Source organism: Enterobacter sp. B79-1, assembly GCF_057444735.1.
On record NZ_JBYAZJ010000010.1, the window covers coordinates 1 to 15,495 of the forward strand.

14 protein-coding genes and 1 rRNA gene are annotated in these 15,495 nt (G+C 52.6%); 8 read left to right on the forward strand and 7 right to left on the reverse strand.

All coding sequences use genetic code 11. From position 1 onward, the window contains the following. Window positions 1-78: ribosomal RNA gene (gene rrf / locus AC2T6E_RS20820) — 5S ribosomal RNA — on the forward strand; the annotation flags it as partial. 99 nt (window positions 79-177) lie between these two features. Here rrf and mobB read toward each other — a convergent pair. Both mobB and mobA read right to left on the reverse strand, forming a co-directional pair. Further along, on the reverse strand, window positions 178-681 hold the full coding sequence (gene mobB / locus AC2T6E_RS20825) for a molybdopterin-guanine dinucleotide biosynthesis protein MobB (RefSeq protein ID WP_486693102.1): 504 nt from the start codon (window positions 679-681) through the stop codon (window positions 178-180). Further along, a complete protein-coding gene (gene mobA / locus AC2T6E_RS20830) occupies window positions 678-1,262 on the reverse strand; it encodes a molybdenum cofactor guanylyltransferase MobA (protein WP_320743734.1) in 585 nt (194 codons plus the stop codon). The genes mobB and mobA overlap by 4 nt, the downstream gene beginning before the upstream one ends. Window positions 1,263-1,330: 68 nt before the next feature. Between mobA and AC2T6E_RS20835 the strand changes: the two genes are divergently transcribed. The 3 genes from AC2T6E_RS20835 to dsbA all read left to right on the forward strand — a co-directional run bounded on the left by AC2T6E_RS20835 (window position 1,331) and on the right by dsbA (window position 3,313). Beyond that, window positions 1,331-1,600 carry a YihD family protein gene (locus AC2T6E_RS20835; RefSeq protein ID WP_010436801.1) on the forward strand — a complete coding sequence of 90 codons (270 nt, stop codon included), beginning with the start codon at window positions 1,331-1,333 and terminating at the stop codon, window positions 1,598-1,600. A 75-nt stretch (window positions 1,601-1,675) separates the two neighbouring features. Then, window positions 1,676-2,662 (forward strand): serine/threonine protein kinase, encoded by a 987-nt coding sequence (locus AC2T6E_RS20840; protein WP_486693105.1) that lies wholly within the window; start codon window positions 1,676-1,678, stop codon window positions 2,660-2,662. A gap of 27 nt (window positions 2,663-2,689) precedes the next feature. Continuing rightward, complete coding sequence (dsbA, locus tag AC2T6E_RS20845; protein ID WP_010436806.1) at window positions 2,690-3,313, forward strand: thiol:disulfide interchange protein DsbA; 624 nt, start codon at window positions 2,690-2,692, stop codon at window positions 3,311-3,313. 23 nt (window positions 3,314-3,336) lie between these two features. Here the strand turns inward: dsbA and AC2T6E_RS20850 are convergent, their stop codons facing one another. After that, on the reverse strand, window positions 3,337-4,245 hold the full coding sequence (locus AC2T6E_RS20850; RefSeq protein WP_120159785.1) for a 1-acylglycerol-3-phosphate O-acyltransferase, YihG family: 909 nt from the start codon (window positions 4,243-4,245) through the stop codon (window positions 3,337-3,339). A 439-nt stretch (window positions 4,246-4,684) separates the two neighbouring features. Between AC2T6E_RS20850 and polA the strand changes: the two genes are divergently transcribed. Both polA and spfP read left to right on the forward strand, forming a co-directional pair. Then, complete coding sequence (polA, locus tag AC2T6E_RS20855; RefSeq protein WP_486693108.1) at window positions 4,685-7,477, forward strand: DNA polymerase I; 2,793 nt, start codon at window positions 4,685-4,687, stop codon at window positions 7,475-7,477. 166 nt (window positions 7,478-7,643) lie between these two features. Then, window positions 7,644-7,691 carry a small protein SpfP gene (spfP, locus tag AC2T6E_RS20860; protein ID WP_071892919.1) on the forward strand — a complete coding sequence of 16 codons (48 nt, stop codon included), beginning with the start codon at window positions 7,644-7,646 and terminating at the stop codon, window positions 7,689-7,691. Between the two features lie 98 nt (window positions 7,692-7,789). Here the strand turns inward: spfP and yihA are convergent, their stop codons facing one another. After that, the gene (yihA, locus tag AC2T6E_RS20865) at window positions 7,790-8,419 is read right to left on the reverse strand and encodes a ribosome biogenesis GTP-binding protein YihA/YsxC (RefSeq protein WP_010436812.1); all 630 of its coding nucleotides are present in this window, start codon (window positions 8,417-8,419) and stop codon (window positions 7,790-7,792) included. A 579-nt stretch (window positions 8,420-8,998) separates the two neighbouring features. Here yihA and yihI point away from each other — a divergent pair. Together yihI and hemN are read left to right on the forward strand one after the other, a co-directional pair. Further along, on the forward strand, window positions 8,999-9,514 hold the full coding sequence (gene yihI / locus AC2T6E_RS20870; RefSeq protein WP_089600439.1) for a Der GTPase-activating protein YihI: 516 nt from the start codon (window positions 8,999-9,001) through the stop codon (window positions 9,512-9,514). A 188-nt stretch (window positions 9,515-9,702) separates the two neighbouring features. Further along, entirely contained in the window at window positions 9,703-11,076 is a 1,374-nt protein-coding gene (gene hemN, locus AC2T6E_RS20875; protein ID WP_486693111.1) for an oxygen-independent coproporphyrinogen III oxidase, read from the forward strand. Between the two features lie 93 nt (window positions 11,077-11,169). On the opposite strand, the gene glnG is transcribed toward hemN, so the two are convergent. The 3 genes from glnG to glnA form a co-directional block, all read right to left on the reverse strand. Next, on the reverse strand, window positions 11,170-12,582 hold the full coding sequence (gene glnG / locus AC2T6E_RS20880) for a nitrogen regulation protein NR(I) (protein WP_148400128.1): 1,413 nt from the start codon (window positions 12,580-12,582) through the stop codon (window positions 11,170-11,172). Window positions 12,583-12,593: 11 nt separating this feature from the next. Continuing rightward, window positions 12,594-13,643 carry a nitrogen regulation protein NR(II) gene (gene glnL / locus AC2T6E_RS20885; protein ID WP_447853750.1) on the reverse strand — a complete coding sequence of 350 codons (1,050 nt, stop codon included), beginning with the start codon at window positions 13,641-13,643 and terminating at the stop codon, window positions 12,594-12,596. A gap of 170 nt (window positions 13,644-13,813) precedes the next feature. Beyond that, on the reverse strand, window positions 13,814-15,223 hold the full coding sequence (gene glnA / locus AC2T6E_RS20890; RefSeq protein WP_010436828.1) for a glutamate--ammonia ligase: 1,410 nt from the start codon (window positions 15,221-15,223) through the stop codon (window positions 13,814-13,816). Between the last annotated feature and the right edge of the window lie 272 nt (window positions 15,224-15,495).

Below are 15,495 nucleotides of genomic sequence, written 5' to 3' on the forward strand. Positions count from 1 at the left end.
GCCGAACTCAGAAGTGAAACGCCGTAGCGCCGATGGTAGTGTGGGGTCTCCCCATGTGAGAGTAGGGAACTGCCAGGCATCAAATAAGTAGAGAGGCCATCCGCAAGGATGGCCTTTTTGCGTTTCTGGAGCACCGAATGTTGTAGGCCGGGTAAGGCAAAGCCGCCACCCGGCAAGTCAGACCGCACTCCACGCCACAATAAATTCCGCAATTCCATCCACATCATTTAAATCCAGCACCGGAACATCAAGCGGCAATACAACATCACTGGCCACCGCAATCACATGCTCATCAAGCGTTAACTCACTGACATCATGCCCGGCATCGCTCCTGAATAGCAGGATCTTCGCCACAGCCTCGTGCTTAAACCCCTCAACCAGCACCAGATCCAGCGTGGAATGATCCATTCGGCTGATCAGATACGCGAGATCCAACGGCGCCTCATCCGGGGTTTCTGTCATCAGTGCCCAGCGCTGAGAGCTTGCCACCATCGTTTGTGCCGCACCCGCTTTACGCAGCTCAAAGCTATCTTTGCCCGGTTTATCGACATCCATATTATGATGCGTGTGCTTAATCAAACCTGGACGAATACCTCTGGCGCACAGTGCCGGTATCAGCTTTTTGAGTAACGTGGTTTTCCCGGTACCACTCCAGGCGGAAATTGCTAAAACAGGTGTCATTTCTTCTCCTGCAGTGCCTGCAAATCTTCTGTCGTATTCACGTTCACAAATGCTGGCTTCAAATCGCTAAAATCAACCGGATGTCCGCCTGCCTGCCGCATAAACACCATCACCCTTCTTTCTCCAGCAGACAGGTAAGCCTGCAGGTCAGAAACTAACGATATATGAATCAGGGCGATCGTCGGATGATCGCGCTCACCGTCATTTGCCCAAACCACGGGCGAGTCACCGCGCTGTTGTACCATGCGTTCTACCAGGCAAGCAGGAATGAAGGGCGTATCGCAGGAGCAAAAGAGAAACCACCCCCCCTTAGCCTGCTGCATGACCGAGAGCATCCCAGCCAGAGGACCCGGATAATCTGCCAGGTTATCCTGATAAACGGGGAATCCGCTGCGTTGGTAAATAGCGATGTGACGATTAGCACTGAGCGCGATTGTCGACACCTGATCTGCAAGCCTGTCAGCGACATGCTGCCATAAGGGCTTTCCATTCAGCAGCTGTAGCCCCTTATCTTCTCCGCCCATTCGGGTCGCTCTGCCACCGGCCAGAACGACACCGATGATTTTCTGGCATTCATTCACTAATATCGCCTCTTTTATTGTGGGATTGACCCTGCTAACGTGTCTCTCTAAATGAAAGGAGCACCACCATGAAATGTAAACGTCTGAATGAAGTTATTGAACTCCTCCAGCCAGCTTGGCAAAAAGAGCCAGAGCTGAATCTGATGCAATTTTTACAGAAACTGGCGAAAGAGTCAGGTTTTGACGGCGAGCTGACAGACCTTTCTGACGACATCCTGATCTACCACCTTAAAATGCGTGATTCAGCCAAAGATGCTGTTATTCCTGGTATTCAGAAAGATTATGAGGAAGATTTTAAAACCGCATTGCTGCGCGCGCGTGGGGTAATTAAAGAGTAAAAGCTTGTAAGCGGAGCCACCGAAATCGCCACAAGATGATATCCTGAATCATTCGTATAATTTCCGGATGATCGGATGAACGACCAGGCTTTTACTTTCCAGACATTACACCCGGATACCATTATGGACGCCCTGTACGAGCAGGGTATTCGGGTGGATTCTGGGTTAACCCCGTTAAATAGCTACGAAAATCGCGTCTATCAGTTTCAGGATGAGGAGCGCCAGCGCTTCGTTGTAAAGTTCTATCGTCCTAAGCGTTGGTCTGCAGAACAAATTCAGGAAGAGCATCAGTTTGCCCACGATCTGCTGGATGACGATGTTCCCGTTGCTGCGCCGTTGAAATTTAACAACCAAACGCTGCATACCCACGAAGGTTTTTATTACGCCGTATTCCCAAGCCTGGGCGGGCGTCAGTTTGAAGCTGATAATATCGACCAGATGGAATGGGTTGCCCGCTACCTGGGGCGCATTCATCAGACGGGACGCAAAAAGCCGTTTATTGCCCGCCCGACCATCGGTATTCAGGAATACCTTATCGAGCCACGGCAGGTATTCGAAACCTCGACACTTATTCCTGGTGGATTAAAGGATAAATTCCTTAGCGCGACCGACAAACTTATTGAAGCGGTGAAAGCCAGTTGGCGTGATGACATTCCCACACTGCGTCTGCATGGAGACTGCCATGCTGGCAATATTCTCTGGCGCGATGGCCCACTGTTTGTCGATCTCGATGATGCTCGCATGGGGCCAGCGGTTCAGGATCTGTGGATGCTGCTCAATGGTGATAAAGCCGAGCAGAGAATGCAGCTTGAAACCATTATTGAAGCGTATGAAGAATTTAGTCCCTTTAATTCAGACGAAATTGCCTTGATAGAGCCTTTACGTGCGATGCGTTTTGTTTATTATCTCGCATGGTTAATCAGGCGTTGGGATGATCCCGCATTTCCCCGAAATTTCCCGTGGCTTACCGGAGAGGATTACTGGCGCAGCCAGATATCCACATTTACTGAGCAGGTTAAGGTTCTGCAAGAACCTCCTCTGCAATTAACGCCGATGTATTAATTGGACACACCCAGGAGAGAGTTGATCATGAAAAAAATTTGGCTGGCGCTGGCAGGTATGATTCTGGCATTTAGCGCTTCTGCTGCACAGTTTACCGACGGTAAGCAGTACATTACGCTGGACAAGCCAGTGGCCGGAGAGCCGCAGGTTCTGGAGTTCTTCTCGTTTTATTGCCCACACTGCTATCAGTTCGAGCAGGTGCTGCATGTCTCTGACAACGTGAAGAAAAAGCTGCCGGAAGGCACCAAAATGACGAAATACCACGTTGAGTTCCTGGGCCCGCTGGGCAAAGACCTGACTCAGGCGTGGGCGGTAGCTATCGCACTGGGCGTGGAAGATAAGATCACCGCCCCAATGTTTGAAGCCGTACAGAAAACCCAGACCGTTCAGACCACTGCGGATATCCGTAAAGTATTCGTGGATGCCGGTGTGAAAGGTGAAGAGTACGACGCGGCCTGGAACAGCTTCGTGGTGAAATCTCTCGTGGCTCAGCAGGAAAAAGCAGCCGCTGACCTGCAGTTGCAGGGTGTGCCAGCGATGTTTGTTAACGGCAAATATCAGCTGAACATGCAGGGCATGGACACCAGCAGCATGGATATCTTCGTACAACAGTATGCTGATACCGTGAAATATCTGGTTGAGAAGAAGTAAGATTGTTGATGTAAAAACGCCGGTCAATGACCGGCGTTTTTGTAAGAAGCTTTAATGTTGTCTATCTGCTCGTCTTTCTCTTTCCAGAGCGTATTAAGCCAAAGCTGGAAACGACGTTTAAAATTCTTATCGTTAACGTAATCACCGTGCAGTTCCGTCTCAACAGGAACCAGATCAACGTGAACCACAATACGCGTCAGTTTGCCGCTGAGCATGTCATAAAATGGCGTCTTATCGTTCTCCGGGTAGCAAAGCGTAACGTTCAATAATTTATCGAACTGCTCGCCCAACACGTTCAATGCCATCGCAATGCCCGCAGCTTTAGGCGGCAGTAAGTGCTGATAAGGGGAGCGAGTCTGACTGCGCTTCTCTTCGGTAAAACGAGAGCCTTCTACAAAGTTAACAATCGTCGTTGGATGCGCACGAAATTTTTCGCAGGAGCGGCGTGTGGTTTCCACATCTTTACCGCGGCGTTCCGGGTGACGAAGTAAATAGCTGCGTGAATAGCGTTTCATAAACGGCATATCCAGCGCCCAGCAGGCCAGGCCAATGAAAGGCACCCAGGCCAGTTGTTGTTTCAGGAAATATTTATTCATCGGGATATGTTTGCGAAACAGCACACATAACACCACGATGTCAGCCCAGCTGTGATGATTGCAGATCAGCAGATACCAGTTCTTTTTGTTGAGTCTTTCCAGACCCTGAACATCCCACTCCAGGTGCGGGTTAAGGCGCAGCAGAATCGCCAGCCCTTCGCACCAGCAATACATCATAAAATTACAAAACGCAGAAACGGCTCGCCACACCGAGTGCACGGGCAGCAGCAGCTTAATCATTCCGGCAATAATGATCGGCACTGAACAGGCGATAGTCACCAGAATGGTTAAAATGATGCTTAACAGTAGTGTTATTGCAGCGAGCAATCTCGACATAATCAGTATTTTCAGGTGGTTAGCTTAAATTAAGCCGCCGCATATGCGGCGCAGGGCGCTGAGTTTATCAGAAAACAGACTAAAAAATGGTGCTTTCACACAGCGGGGGAGCGGCTTTTACCTGCTACAGCAGATATGTCTGCGATGACGGAATAAACGAGGCTTATATCCACATAGACTAAATTGTCATCAATTCGCAATATGGATAATGAGTACTAACTTAATGTGATGATAATAAACAATAAATTATATAATGGGATAGGATTTTTACGGCTGTTATTCATATGTAGTGAAAGTATGCACAAACTTATCCACAGTTTTATTTTTGCGAGCGATCCTCTCGATCGCAAAATCTTTTCCTGTATCAGGCGCTAATAACTGATGTTTTCATCCTTCTGTGGCATCCTTTACCCATAAATTGATTAAAGGCACGGACATTATGGTTCAGATCCCAGAAAACCCTCTTATTCTCGTCGACGGCTCTTCTTACCTGTATCGGGCATACCATGCGTTTCCTCCTCTGACCAATAGCGCAGGGGAGCCCACCGGCGCAATGTACGGCGTGCTGAACATGCTGCGTAGCCTGATCCTTCAGTATCAGCCAACCCATGCGGCAGTGGTCTTTGATGCAAAAGGTAAAACCTTCCGCGACGAGTTGTTTGAGCATTACAAATCCCATCGTCCGCCGATGCCTGACGATCTGCGAGCGCAGATCGAGCCGCTGCACACCATGGTGAAAGCGATGGGGCTGCCGTTGCTGGCCGTTTCTGGCGTTGAGGCCGACGACGTTATCGGCACGCTGGCGCGTGAAGCAGAAAAAATGGGCCGTCCAGTGCTGATCAGTACCGGTGATAAAGATATGGCGCAGCTTGTGACGCCAGGTATCACCCTGATTAACACCATGACCAACACCATTCTGGGGCCTGAAGAAGTCGTCACAAAATATGGTGTGCCGCCTGAGCTGATTATTGATTTCCTCGCGTTGATGGGCGACTCCTCAGATAACATCCCTGGTGTGCCGGGCGTCGGTGAAAAAACCGCGCAGGCGCTGCTTCAGGGGCTGGGTGGGCTGGATACGCTCTACGCGGAATCGGATAAAATCGCCGGGCTCACCTTCCGTGGTGCGAAAACCATGGCGGCGAAGCTGGAAGATAACAAAGAGGTGGCTTATCTCTCTTATAAGCTGGCCACAATCAAAACCGATGTCGAGCTGGAACTGGGCTGTGAGCAGCTGGAAGTGCAACAGCCTTCCGCTGACGATCTGCTGAGCCTGTTTAAGAAATACGAATTTAAGCGCTGGATCACTGACGTGGAAGCCGGTAAATGGCTGCAGGCAAAAGGCGCGAAACCTGCCGTGAAGCCGAAAGAGACGATTGTTGTGGATGCTGAAGAGCAGGCAGACGAAGAGGTCGTCGCGCTCTCTTTCGACAACTACGAAACCCTTCTTGAAGAGTCACAGCTGGTCGCCTGGATCGAGAAGCTGAAAAAAGCGCCGGTCTTTGCCTTTGACACCGAAACTGACAGCCTCGATAACATCTCGGCCAACATGGTGGGCCTGTCATTTGCCACCGAGCCGGGCGTTGCGGCCTATGTCCCTGTTGCACATGATTACCTGGATGCGCCGGATCAGATCTCCCGCGACCGTGTCCTTGAGCTGCTGAAGCCGATTCTCGAAGATGACAAGGCGCTCAAAGTTGGGCAGAACCTGAAATATGACCGCGGCATTCTGCAAAACTACGGTATTGAGTTGCGCGGCATCGCCTTCGACACCATGCTGGAATCCTACATTCTGGACAGCGTGGCAGGCCGTCATGATATGGATTCCTTATCTGACCGCTGGCTCAAGCACAAAACCATTACGTTTGAAGAGATTGCCGGAAAAGGTAAAAATCAGCTCACCTTTAACCAGATTGCGCTGGAAGAGGCGGGTCGTTACGCGGCGGAAGACGCCGATGTGACGCTGCAGCTGCACCTGAAGATGTGGCCAAAGCTGCAAAAGCAGGAAGGCCCGATGAACGTATTCCAGCATATCGAAATGCCACTGGTGCCGGTGCTGTCCCGCATCGAACGCAACGGCGTAAAAATCGATCCAACGGTGCTGCATAACCACTCGGGTGAACTGGCGCAGCGTCTGACCGAGCTTGAGCAAAAAGCCCATGAGCTTGCCGGAGAGCCGTTTAACCTGTCGTCGCCTAAACAGCTGCAAACAATCCTGTTTGAAAAGCAGGGCATCAAGCCGCTGAAGAAAACCCCTGGCGGCGCGCCATCAACCTCTGAAGAGGTGCTGGAAGAGCTGGCGCTGGATTATCCACTGCCAAAAGTTATCCTCGAGTATCGCGGTCTGGCGAAGCTGAAATCGACCTATACCGATAAGCTGCCGTTGATGATTAACCCGAAAACGGGGCGTGTGCATACCTCTTATCATCAGGCGGTTGCGGCAACCGGGCGTCTCTCGTCGACCGATCCCAACCTGCAGAACATTCCTGTGCGCAATGAAGAAGGCCGTCGTATTCGTCAGGCCTTTATTGCGCCAGAAGATTATCTGATTGTCTCTGCGGATTACTCGCAAATTGAGCTGCGCATTATGGCGCACCTGTCGCGTGATAAGGGCTTGCTGACCGCGTTTGCCGAAGGGAAGGATATTCACCGGGCAACGGCCGCTGAAGTCTTTGGCCTGCCGCTGGAGAGCGTGACAAACGACCAGCGTCGCAGCGCGAAAGCGATTAACTTCGGTCTGATTTACGGGATGAGCGCCTTTGGCCTGTCACGCCAGCTCAACATTCCGCGTAAAGAGTCGCAGAAGTATATGGATCTCTACTTCGAACGCTACCCGGGCGTACTGGAGTATATGGAACGCACCCGTGCGCAGGCGAAAGAGAAAGGCTACGTTGAAACGCTGGATGGTCGTCGTCTGTATCTGCCGGACATCAAATCCAGCAACGCGGCGCGCCGTGCAGGCGCAGAGCGTGCGGCTATCAACGCCCCAATGCAGGGAACCGCTGCTGACATCATTAAGCGTGCGATGATCGCCGTGGATGCCTGGCTGGAAAAAGATAAACCGCGCGTGAAAATGATCATGCAGGTACACGATGAACTGGTGTTCGAAGTGCACAAAGACGATCTTGAAAAAGTGTCTCAGAAGATCCACGAACTGATGGAAAGCAGCATGAAGCTGGACGTTCCGTTGCTGGTGGAAGTGGGGAGTGGCGAAAACTGGGATCAGGCTCACTAAGGGTTCATGGAATAACGTGCGTTTTATGTAAGTTAGCAACATAACGACGTGCGTTTTGTGACAATCATTAGAATTCCCTATGTAAAGAATGAAAAAAAACTACAAAAAGTGCTTTTTCTACAGATAAAAAAGGGGTAGAGTTAACGACGTAGGGTACAGAGGTAAGATGTTCTATCTTTCAGACCTTTTACTTCACGTAATCGGATTTGGCTGAATATTTTAGCCGCCCCAGTCAGTAATGACTGGGGCGTTTTTTATTGCGACAAAGAAAATGTCAGGCAAAAAAAAGCGCGGACATTGCCGCGCTCATATTTACTCTTCTTCCGCTTCTGTCGCGGGTTCCAGCTCGTTAAACCAACTGTCGAGCTTCTGACGCAGTTTATCCACGCCCTGTTTTTTCAGCGAGGAGAATGGCTCAACCTGCACATCACCGTTAAATGCCAGCACCGCTTCGCGAACCATATTCACCTGTGCTTTTCGCGCACCGCTAGCCAGCTTATCGGCTTTGGTCAGCAGAACCAGCACGGCGATATCGCTCTCTACAGCCCAGTCGATCATCTGCTGATCGAGATCTTTCAGCGGATGGCGGATATCCATCAGCACCACCAGACCTTTCAGGCACTGGCGTTTTTCCAGGTACTCACCCAGCGCACGCTGCCATTTGATCTTCATCTCTTCAGGTACTTGCGCATAGCCGTAGCCCGGTAAGTCGACCAGGCGTTTGCCTTCTGCAACTTCAAACAGGTTGATCAGCTGAGTACGGCCAGGCGTTTTTGAGGTGCGCGCCAGGCTCTTCTGATTGGTCAGCGTATTCAGGGCGCTGGATTTTCCCGCATTGGAGCGGCCAGCGAATGCCACTTCAATACCCGTATCAGAAGGCAGGTGGCGAATATCAGGCGCACTGGTGACAAAATGCGTCTGTTGGTAGTTCCAGGTAGTCACGTGGTCGTCTCCAAAAATCGTAATCTGCGGGGGATTATACCTGAATGCGGGCAAAAGGCTTTTCCCATCGTACCAGGCACGTAAGCGAAAACCCTCAAATGTGTAAGAGATCCGCTACAAACCCTATGGGACATTTAAGAGAAATCGCAGGCGCTTAAAAATGCAAATTATTAAATATCATAGACTTGATAGTGAGTAATAATCCGAAAATCCGTTTTTGTACCCTTTCGTTGCTTGTTAGTTTAAGGGAAAAAGGTAAAGTGTGCGTCAAGGCGAGGATGCCAACAGGATTACGACTTAAGGATAAGGGTCAGGAGCGCCAGGAGGCGAAGACTCAGGATTGTCAGGATGACGGGCGCCTGGAGGCGTTTTTACAGGAAACGGAACCGTATCACGGACGGTATTAGCCAAGGGATAAACAGGGTTTGTTGTTGGCAAACATGGAATGTCTGGCCCGCTAAGGGTTGTGAGTCAGGAAAAAAGGCGACAGATTGCTCTGTCGCCTTTTTTCTTTGCTTGCTTTCTGCTAGATTTCGCCGCAATTCTATACTGAATAAAACGGCTTAAAGATAAAACATCATGAAAAAACCGACCACCGCAGCGGGCGCGAAACGCCCAGCAAAAGCACGCCGCAAAACGCGCGAAGAACTGAACCAGGAAGCGCGCGATCGCAAACGCGATAAAAAGCATCGTGGCCATGCTGCGGGTAGCCGTGCAAGTGGTAGCGGTGCAACGGGCGCTTCTGCAAAAGGTAAGGCGCAGAAAGATCCCCGTATCGGCAGTAAGACTCCCATTCCACTGGGCGTGACAGACACCCCGGTCACTAAGCAGCACAAACCAAAGAGCGAGAAACCTATGCTTTCACCGCAGGCTGAGCTGGATTTGCTGGAGAACGATGAGCGCCTGGATGCGCTGCTGGAACGTCTTGAAGAAGGTGAAACCCTGACCGCAGAAGAACAGTCATGGGTTGATGCCAAACTGGACCGCATTGATGAGCTGATGCAGAAGCTGGGCCTGTCATACGACGATGACGAAGATGAAGAAGAAGACGAGAAGCAGGAAGATATGATGCGTCTGCTGAAGGGTGGAAACTAACATTTGCACCCGGCAGGCTCAATAGTCCTGCTTATAACCCTTCCGGTTATATGTTATCTGGTGTGGTTATTCGTTAAACTACGGCGGTTGTCGCGGCGACATCAGTGGCTGCGCACCCGAATGATGGCTCGCAATGGGGCTAGACCGGGCCGCCGTAAACGAACGCGACACCAACGGAAGGAGTGAGCATGTCAGCACCAACTATCGACTGGGATTTGGCCCTAATCCAGAAATATAACTATTCCGGGCCGCGTTATACTTCATACCCCACCGCGCTGGAGTTCTCCGATGCTTTCGGCGAGGCGTATTTTCAGCAGGCCGTCGCGCGTTATCCCGAGCGTCCGCTGTCGCTTTATGTCCATATTCCGTTTTGCCACAAGCTCTGCTACTTCTGCGGATGCAATAAAATCGTTACCCGCCAGCAGCACAAAGCCGATCAGTATCTTGATGCGCTTGAGCAGGAAATCCTGCACCGCGCGCCGCTGTTTGCCGGTCGTCACGTCAGCCAGCTTCACTGGGGCGGCGGCACGCCAACGTACCTGAATAAAGCGCAGATCAGCCGTTTGATGGCGCTGCTGCGCGGCAACTTTAATTTTAACGACGATGCTGAAATCTCGATCGAAGTCGATCCGCGCGAAATCGAGCTGGATGTGCTGGATCACTTACGCGCCGAAGGTTTCAACCGCCTGAGCATGGGCGTGCAGGACTTCAACAAAGAGGTGCAGCGTCTGGTCAACCGCGAGCAGGACGAAGAATTTATCTTTGCCTTACTCAACCACGCGCGTGATATCGGCTTTACGTCGACCAATATCGACCTGATTTACGGCCTGCCAAAGCAAACGCCGGAGAGCTTCGCCTTCACGCTGAAGCGCGTGGCTGAACTCAACCCGGACCGTCTGAGCGTCTTTAACTATGCGCACCTGCCGACGCTGTTTGCTGCTCAGCGCAAAATCAAAGATGCCGATCTCCCTTCTGCTCAGCAGAAACTGGATATTTTGCAGGAAACTATCACCTCGCTGACCGAAACCGGTTATCAGTTTATCGGGATGGATCACTTTGCCCGTCCGGATGACGAGCTGGCGATTGCCCAGCGCGAAGGCGTTCTGCACCGCAACTTCCAGGGCTACACGACGCAGGGCGATACCGACTTGCTGGGGATGGGCGTCTCGGCCATCAGCATGATTGGCGACTGCTACGCGCAGAACCAGAAAGAGTTAAAACAGTATTATCAGCAGGTTGATGAAACAGGCAACGCGCTGTGGCGCGGCATCGCGCTCACCCGCGACGACTGCATCAGACGCGATGTGATTAAGGCGCTTATTTGCAATTTCCGTCTCGATTTCAGTGACGTGGAAGCACAGTGGAATCTGACCTTCAGCGATTATTTTGCAGAAGATCTGAAGCTGATTGCCCCGCTGGCCAAAGATGGGCTGGTGGATGTTACTGAGGGTGCCATTGAGGTCACGCCGAAAGGGCGTCTGTTGATCCGTAATATCTGCATGTGCTTTGACGCCTATCTGCGTCAGAAAGCGCGCCTGCAGCAGTTCTCGCGGGTTATTTAGACCGTTTTGCCGGGTGGCGGCTTCGCCTTACCCGGCCTACAATGCGCACTTTCGTAGGCCGGGTAAGCGAAGCGCCACCCGGCACTGCCAAAATCACTCCATTCCCAGCTCTTTAAGCTTGCGCGTCAGGGTATTACGCCCCCATCCCAACAGGCGAGCGGCCTCCTGCTTATGGCCCTGCGTATGACGAAGCGCGGTGGTTAACAGCGTACGCTCCATCTCAGGCTGAGCTTCAGACAGCAGGTTTTGATGACCGGAACGCAGTGCGCGGTCAGCCCACTGCGCCAGCAGCGTTGCCCAACTGTCCGGCAGCGCGTGACCGGTGCTGCTTTCAGGTGCAGTGGCTTCAAACAGCTCTGCGGGTAAATCCTGAATCAGCACTTCCTGTCCGGCGGCCATCACGGTTAACCAGCGACAGGTGTTTTCCAGCTGGCGCACGTTGCCCGGCCACGCAAGTCGGGTGAGGGCGGCATCGGTTTCCGGGTGAAGCTGCTTGGCCTCCACGCCAAGCTCGCGGGCTGCCACCTGCAGGAAATGACGCGCCAGGCGGGGAATATCTTCCCGGCGCTCGCGCAGCGGCGGCAGGTGAACGCGGATAACGTTCAGGCGGTGGAATAAATCCTCACGGAATTTTCCCTCCTGCACGCGCAGCTCCAGGTTCTGGTGCGTCGCAGCGATAATGCGCACGTCCACCTTCACCGGCGCATAGCCGCCCACGCGGTAAAACTGTCCGTCGGCCAGTACGCGCAGCAGGCGGGTCTGAACGTCCAACGGCATATCACCGATTTCATCCAGGAAAAGCGTCCCGCCGTCAGCCTGCTCAAAGCGCCCCTGACGAATAGTATTCGCCCCGGTAAACGCCCCTTTTTCGTGGCCGAACAGCTCGGACTCAATCAAATCCTTCGGAATGGCCGCCATATTCAGGGCGATGAAGGGCGCTTTAGCCCGCGGACTATGGCGATGCAATGCATGGGCAACCAGCTCTTTACCGGTACCCGATTCGCCGTTAATCAATACGCTGATGGACGAACGCGACAGACGCCCGATGATGCGAAACACATCTTGCATCGCAGGCGCTTCACCGATGATGTCCGTTGTGGGGCCAAAATCGGGCGTATTACGAGGCTGCTGTTGTTCCTGGTAGTGGCTGATGGCGCGTTCAACCAACGCCACCGCCTCGTCGATATCAAACGGCTTTGGCAGGTAATCAAACGCCCCTTGCTGGTAGGCGCTCACCGCGGCATCCAGGTCGGAGTGCGCCGTCATTATGATGACCGGAAGCATAGGGTGGCGTTGTTTGATCTGCTTTAAAAGCGCCAGCCCGTCCATTCCCGGCATGCGAATATCCGAAAGCAAAACATCTGGCGTTTTGGTGGTGAGTGCGTCGAGCACCTCGCTGCCGCTCTCAAACGTCGTGCAGCTTAACCCCGCCCCAGTGAGCGCGCGTTCCAGCACCCAACGGATGGAGCTATCGTCATCGACTACCCAGACTATCCCTCGTTGCATAAACGTCACCTTTATTTTTTAATCGGCAGGAAAACCGAAAACTCGGTATGTCCCGGCCAACTGGTAAATTCAATTTTGCCAGAGTGTTGGTCGATCAAACTGCGGGCAATGGATAACCCCAGCCCGGTGCCGCCTTCGCGGCCGCTGACCATCGGGTAAAATAGCGTGTCCTGCAGATGCGGCGGGATACCCGGACCGTTATCTTCAACGTCGATACGTGCCGCCAGGCGATAGCGCACGCCGTGCAGCGTGAGCTGGAAGGCGGTGCGGGTACGTAAAATAATCTCGCCCCCTTCCGGTCCCAGCGCCTGTAGCGCGTTACGTACAATGTTCAGCAGAACCTGTTCAATCTGGTCCGGGTCATGCGCCAGTTCCGGCAGGCTTGGGTCGTAATCGCGCACCAGCGTGACGTTCTCCGGCAGTTCCATTGAGACGAGCTTCACCACCCGTTCCGCCACTTTATGAATGCTTTCAGAGACGTGCATGCCCGGCTGCTGTGGCCCAAGAAGACGGTCAACCAGATTACGCAGGCGGTCGGCCTGCTCAATAATAACGTTGGTGTACTCTGCCAGCGCAGGGTCGGGCAACGCCTTGGTCAGCAGCTGTGCTGCACCGCGTAACCCACCCAGCGGGTTTTTTATCTCATGCGCCAGGCCACGCACCAGGTCACGAGCGGCAATTTGCTGCGCATGCTGAAGCTGCTCCTGGCTGAGCCGACGCTGATTATCCATCGGCGCCATTTCCAGCAGGATCAGTCCTTCGGGAAGACGTTGCGCGGTAAGAGAGAGAATATGTGAACGCCCGTCGATCACCAGTGTCACTTCGTTATCGGTGAACCCCTGTCCGGCCAGCAAACTCTCCTGCATCAGGCCAATATTCAGCGAAAAATAGCTCAACAGTTCAGGAAGCGGGGTGCCAAACAGCTTGCGTGAGCTCTGGGCGAGCAATTGCTGCGCCGCCGGGTTGGCGTAATGCACCGCCAGCTCGTCATCGACCAGCAAGATACTGTTAATTAAGGAATTGAGGATCTGCCCAGCATCGGGCAGCGTGCCAGTTGCCATTCAGCAGTCTCCTGGAGTTGGTTGCACTAATTTAGTGCAGTATAGCTTTTTCGGCGTAAAAAGCGCGTCAGATCAGGTTGTTGGTGGAGAAAAAAGCCCATCCGGAGATGGGCTAAAAGTTTCCACGGCAACTACTCCCGACGTTTATCACGCCGGGTAAAACAACTCGATTAAACGCTGTAGTACAGTTCGAACTCAACCGGATGCGGAGTCATACGCACGCGGTCGTTCTCTTCGATACGCAGCGCGATGTAAGCGTCGATAGCTTCATCGGTGAACACGCCGCCAGCCGTCAGGAACTCACGGTCTGCGTCCAGCGCGTTCAGTGCCTCTTCCAGAGAGCCTGCAACCTGTGGGATCTCTTTCGCTTCTTCTGGCGGCAGGTCATACAGGTTTTTGTCCATGGCTTCGCCAGGGTGGATCTTGTTCTTAATACCGTCCAGACCGGCCATCAGCAGTGCTGCGAAGCACAGGTATGGGTTAGCCGCTGGGTCCGGGAAGCGAACTTCGATACGACGCGCTTTCGGAGAAGCAACAACCGGGATACGGATAGAAGCAGAACGGTTACGGGCAGAGTAGGCCAGCATCACCGGTGCTTCGTAGCCTGGGACCAGACGCTTGTAGGAGTTAGTGGTTGGGTTCGCCAGGGCGTTGATCGCTTTAGCATGTTTGATAACACCACCGATGTAGTGCAGCGCCTGCTCGGACAGACCGGCATATTTGTCGCCAGAGAACAGGTTGGTACCGTTCTTGGACAGGGACATGTGGCAGTGCATACCGGAACCGTTGTCGCCAAACATTGGTTTTGGCATGAAGGTCGCGGTTTTACCGAAACGGTGCGCAACGTTGTGCACAACGTATTTGTAGATCTGAATCTCATCCGCTTTTTTGGTCATGGTGTTGAAGCGGGTAGCGATTTCGTTCTGGCCAGCGGTCGCCACTTCGTGGTGATGCGCTTCCACAACCAGGCCCATCTCTTCCATGATCAGACACATGGTAGAACGGATGTCCTGTGAAGAATCGACCGGAGGAACCGGGAAGTAACCGCCTTTCACGCCAGGACGGTGACCTTTGTTACCACCTTCGTATTTGGTGGAAGAGTTCCATGCGCCTTCGATGTCATCGATAGCCACGTGGGAACCTGAAATTGACGCGCCGAAGCGGATGTCGTCAAACAGGAAGAACTCTGGCTCTGGCCCGAACAGAACGGTGTCTGCGATGCCGGTAGAACGCAGGTACTCTTCAGCGCGTTTCGCGATGGAGCGTGGGTCACGATCGTAGCCCTGCAACGTGCCTGGCTCGAGGATATCGCAACGGATGATAAGGGTTGGCTCTTCGAAGAACGGGTCAATGAGCGCAGTGGTTGCGTCTGGCATCAGAACCATGTCGGATTCGTTAATGCCTTTCCAGCCACCAATGGAGGAGCCGTCAAACATTTTGCCTTCTTCAAAGAATTCGGCGTTCACCTGATGAGCAGGGATTGTGACGTGCTGTTCTTTACCTTTGGTATCGGTGAAGCGCAGATCAACAAACTTCACTTCATGTTCGTTCAGCATCGTCAAAACGTGTTCAGCGGACATACTTAACTCTCCAGATTGGTCATTGTCGTCGTGGTAACGAGGTCTTCAACTTCTATCAAGGTGGCTGTGATGCCATCTTTTTGCCGTATTTTTATAAAGCGAAATCTGTGCCAACTTTTAAAACACCCCAAAAAGGCGTTATCATGCGCACCATAGTGCAAAAGGGCTGCACCACAATGGATTTGTTGCACCAGTATAGTGCTTCAATGTGAACATTGAGCACCATATTGGTGCAATTTACGTTAAAGTGCCCTTTTACCGCTCCGTGAAAG

What these genes read in the sequence shown, in the direction of transcription:
- mobB (WP_486693102.1), bottom strand. Translation starts at nt 681, where the DNA reads ATGACACCTGTTTTAGCAATTTCCGCCTGGAGTGGTACCGGGAAAACC.
- AC2T6E_RS20835 (WP_010436801.1), top strand. Translation starts at nt 1,331, where the DNA reads ATGAAATGTAAACGTCTGAATGAAGTTATTGAACTCCTCCAGCCAGCT.
- AC2T6E_RS20840 (WP_486693105.1), top strand. Translation starts at nt 1,676, where the DNA reads ATGAACGACCAGGCTTTTACTTTCCAGACATTACACCCGGATACCATT.
- dsbA (WP_010436806.1), top strand. Translation starts at nt 2,690, where the DNA reads ATGAAAAAAATTTGGCTGGCGCTGGCAGGTATGATTCTGGCATTTAGC.
- AC2T6E_RS20850 (WP_120159785.1), bottom strand. Translation starts at nt 4,245, where the DNA reads ATGTCGAGATTGCTCGCTGCAATAACACTACTGTTAAGCATCATTTTA.
- polA (WP_486693108.1), top strand. Translation starts at nt 4,685, where the DNA reads ATGGTTCAGATCCCAGAAAACCCTCTTATTCTCGTCGACGGCTCTTCT.
- yihI (WP_089600439.1), top strand. Translation starts at nt 8,999, where the DNA reads ATGAAAAAACCGACCACCGCAGCGGGCGCGAAACGCCCAGCAAAAGCA.
- hemN (WP_486693111.1), top strand. Translation starts at nt 9,703, where the DNA reads ATGTCAGCACCAACTATCGACTGGGATTTGGCCCTAATCCAGAAATAT.
- glnG (WP_148400128.1), bottom strand. Translation starts at nt 12,582, where the DNA reads ATGCAACGAGGGATAGTCTGGGTAGTCGATGACGATAGCTCCATCCGT.
- glnL (WP_447853750.1), bottom strand. Translation starts at nt 13,643, where the DNA reads ATGGCAACTGGCACGCTGCCCGATGCTGGGCAGATCCTCAATTCCTTA.
- glnA (WP_010436828.1), bottom strand. Translation starts at nt 15,223, where the DNA reads ATGTCCGCTGAACACGTTTTGACGATGCTGAACGAACATGAAGTGAAG.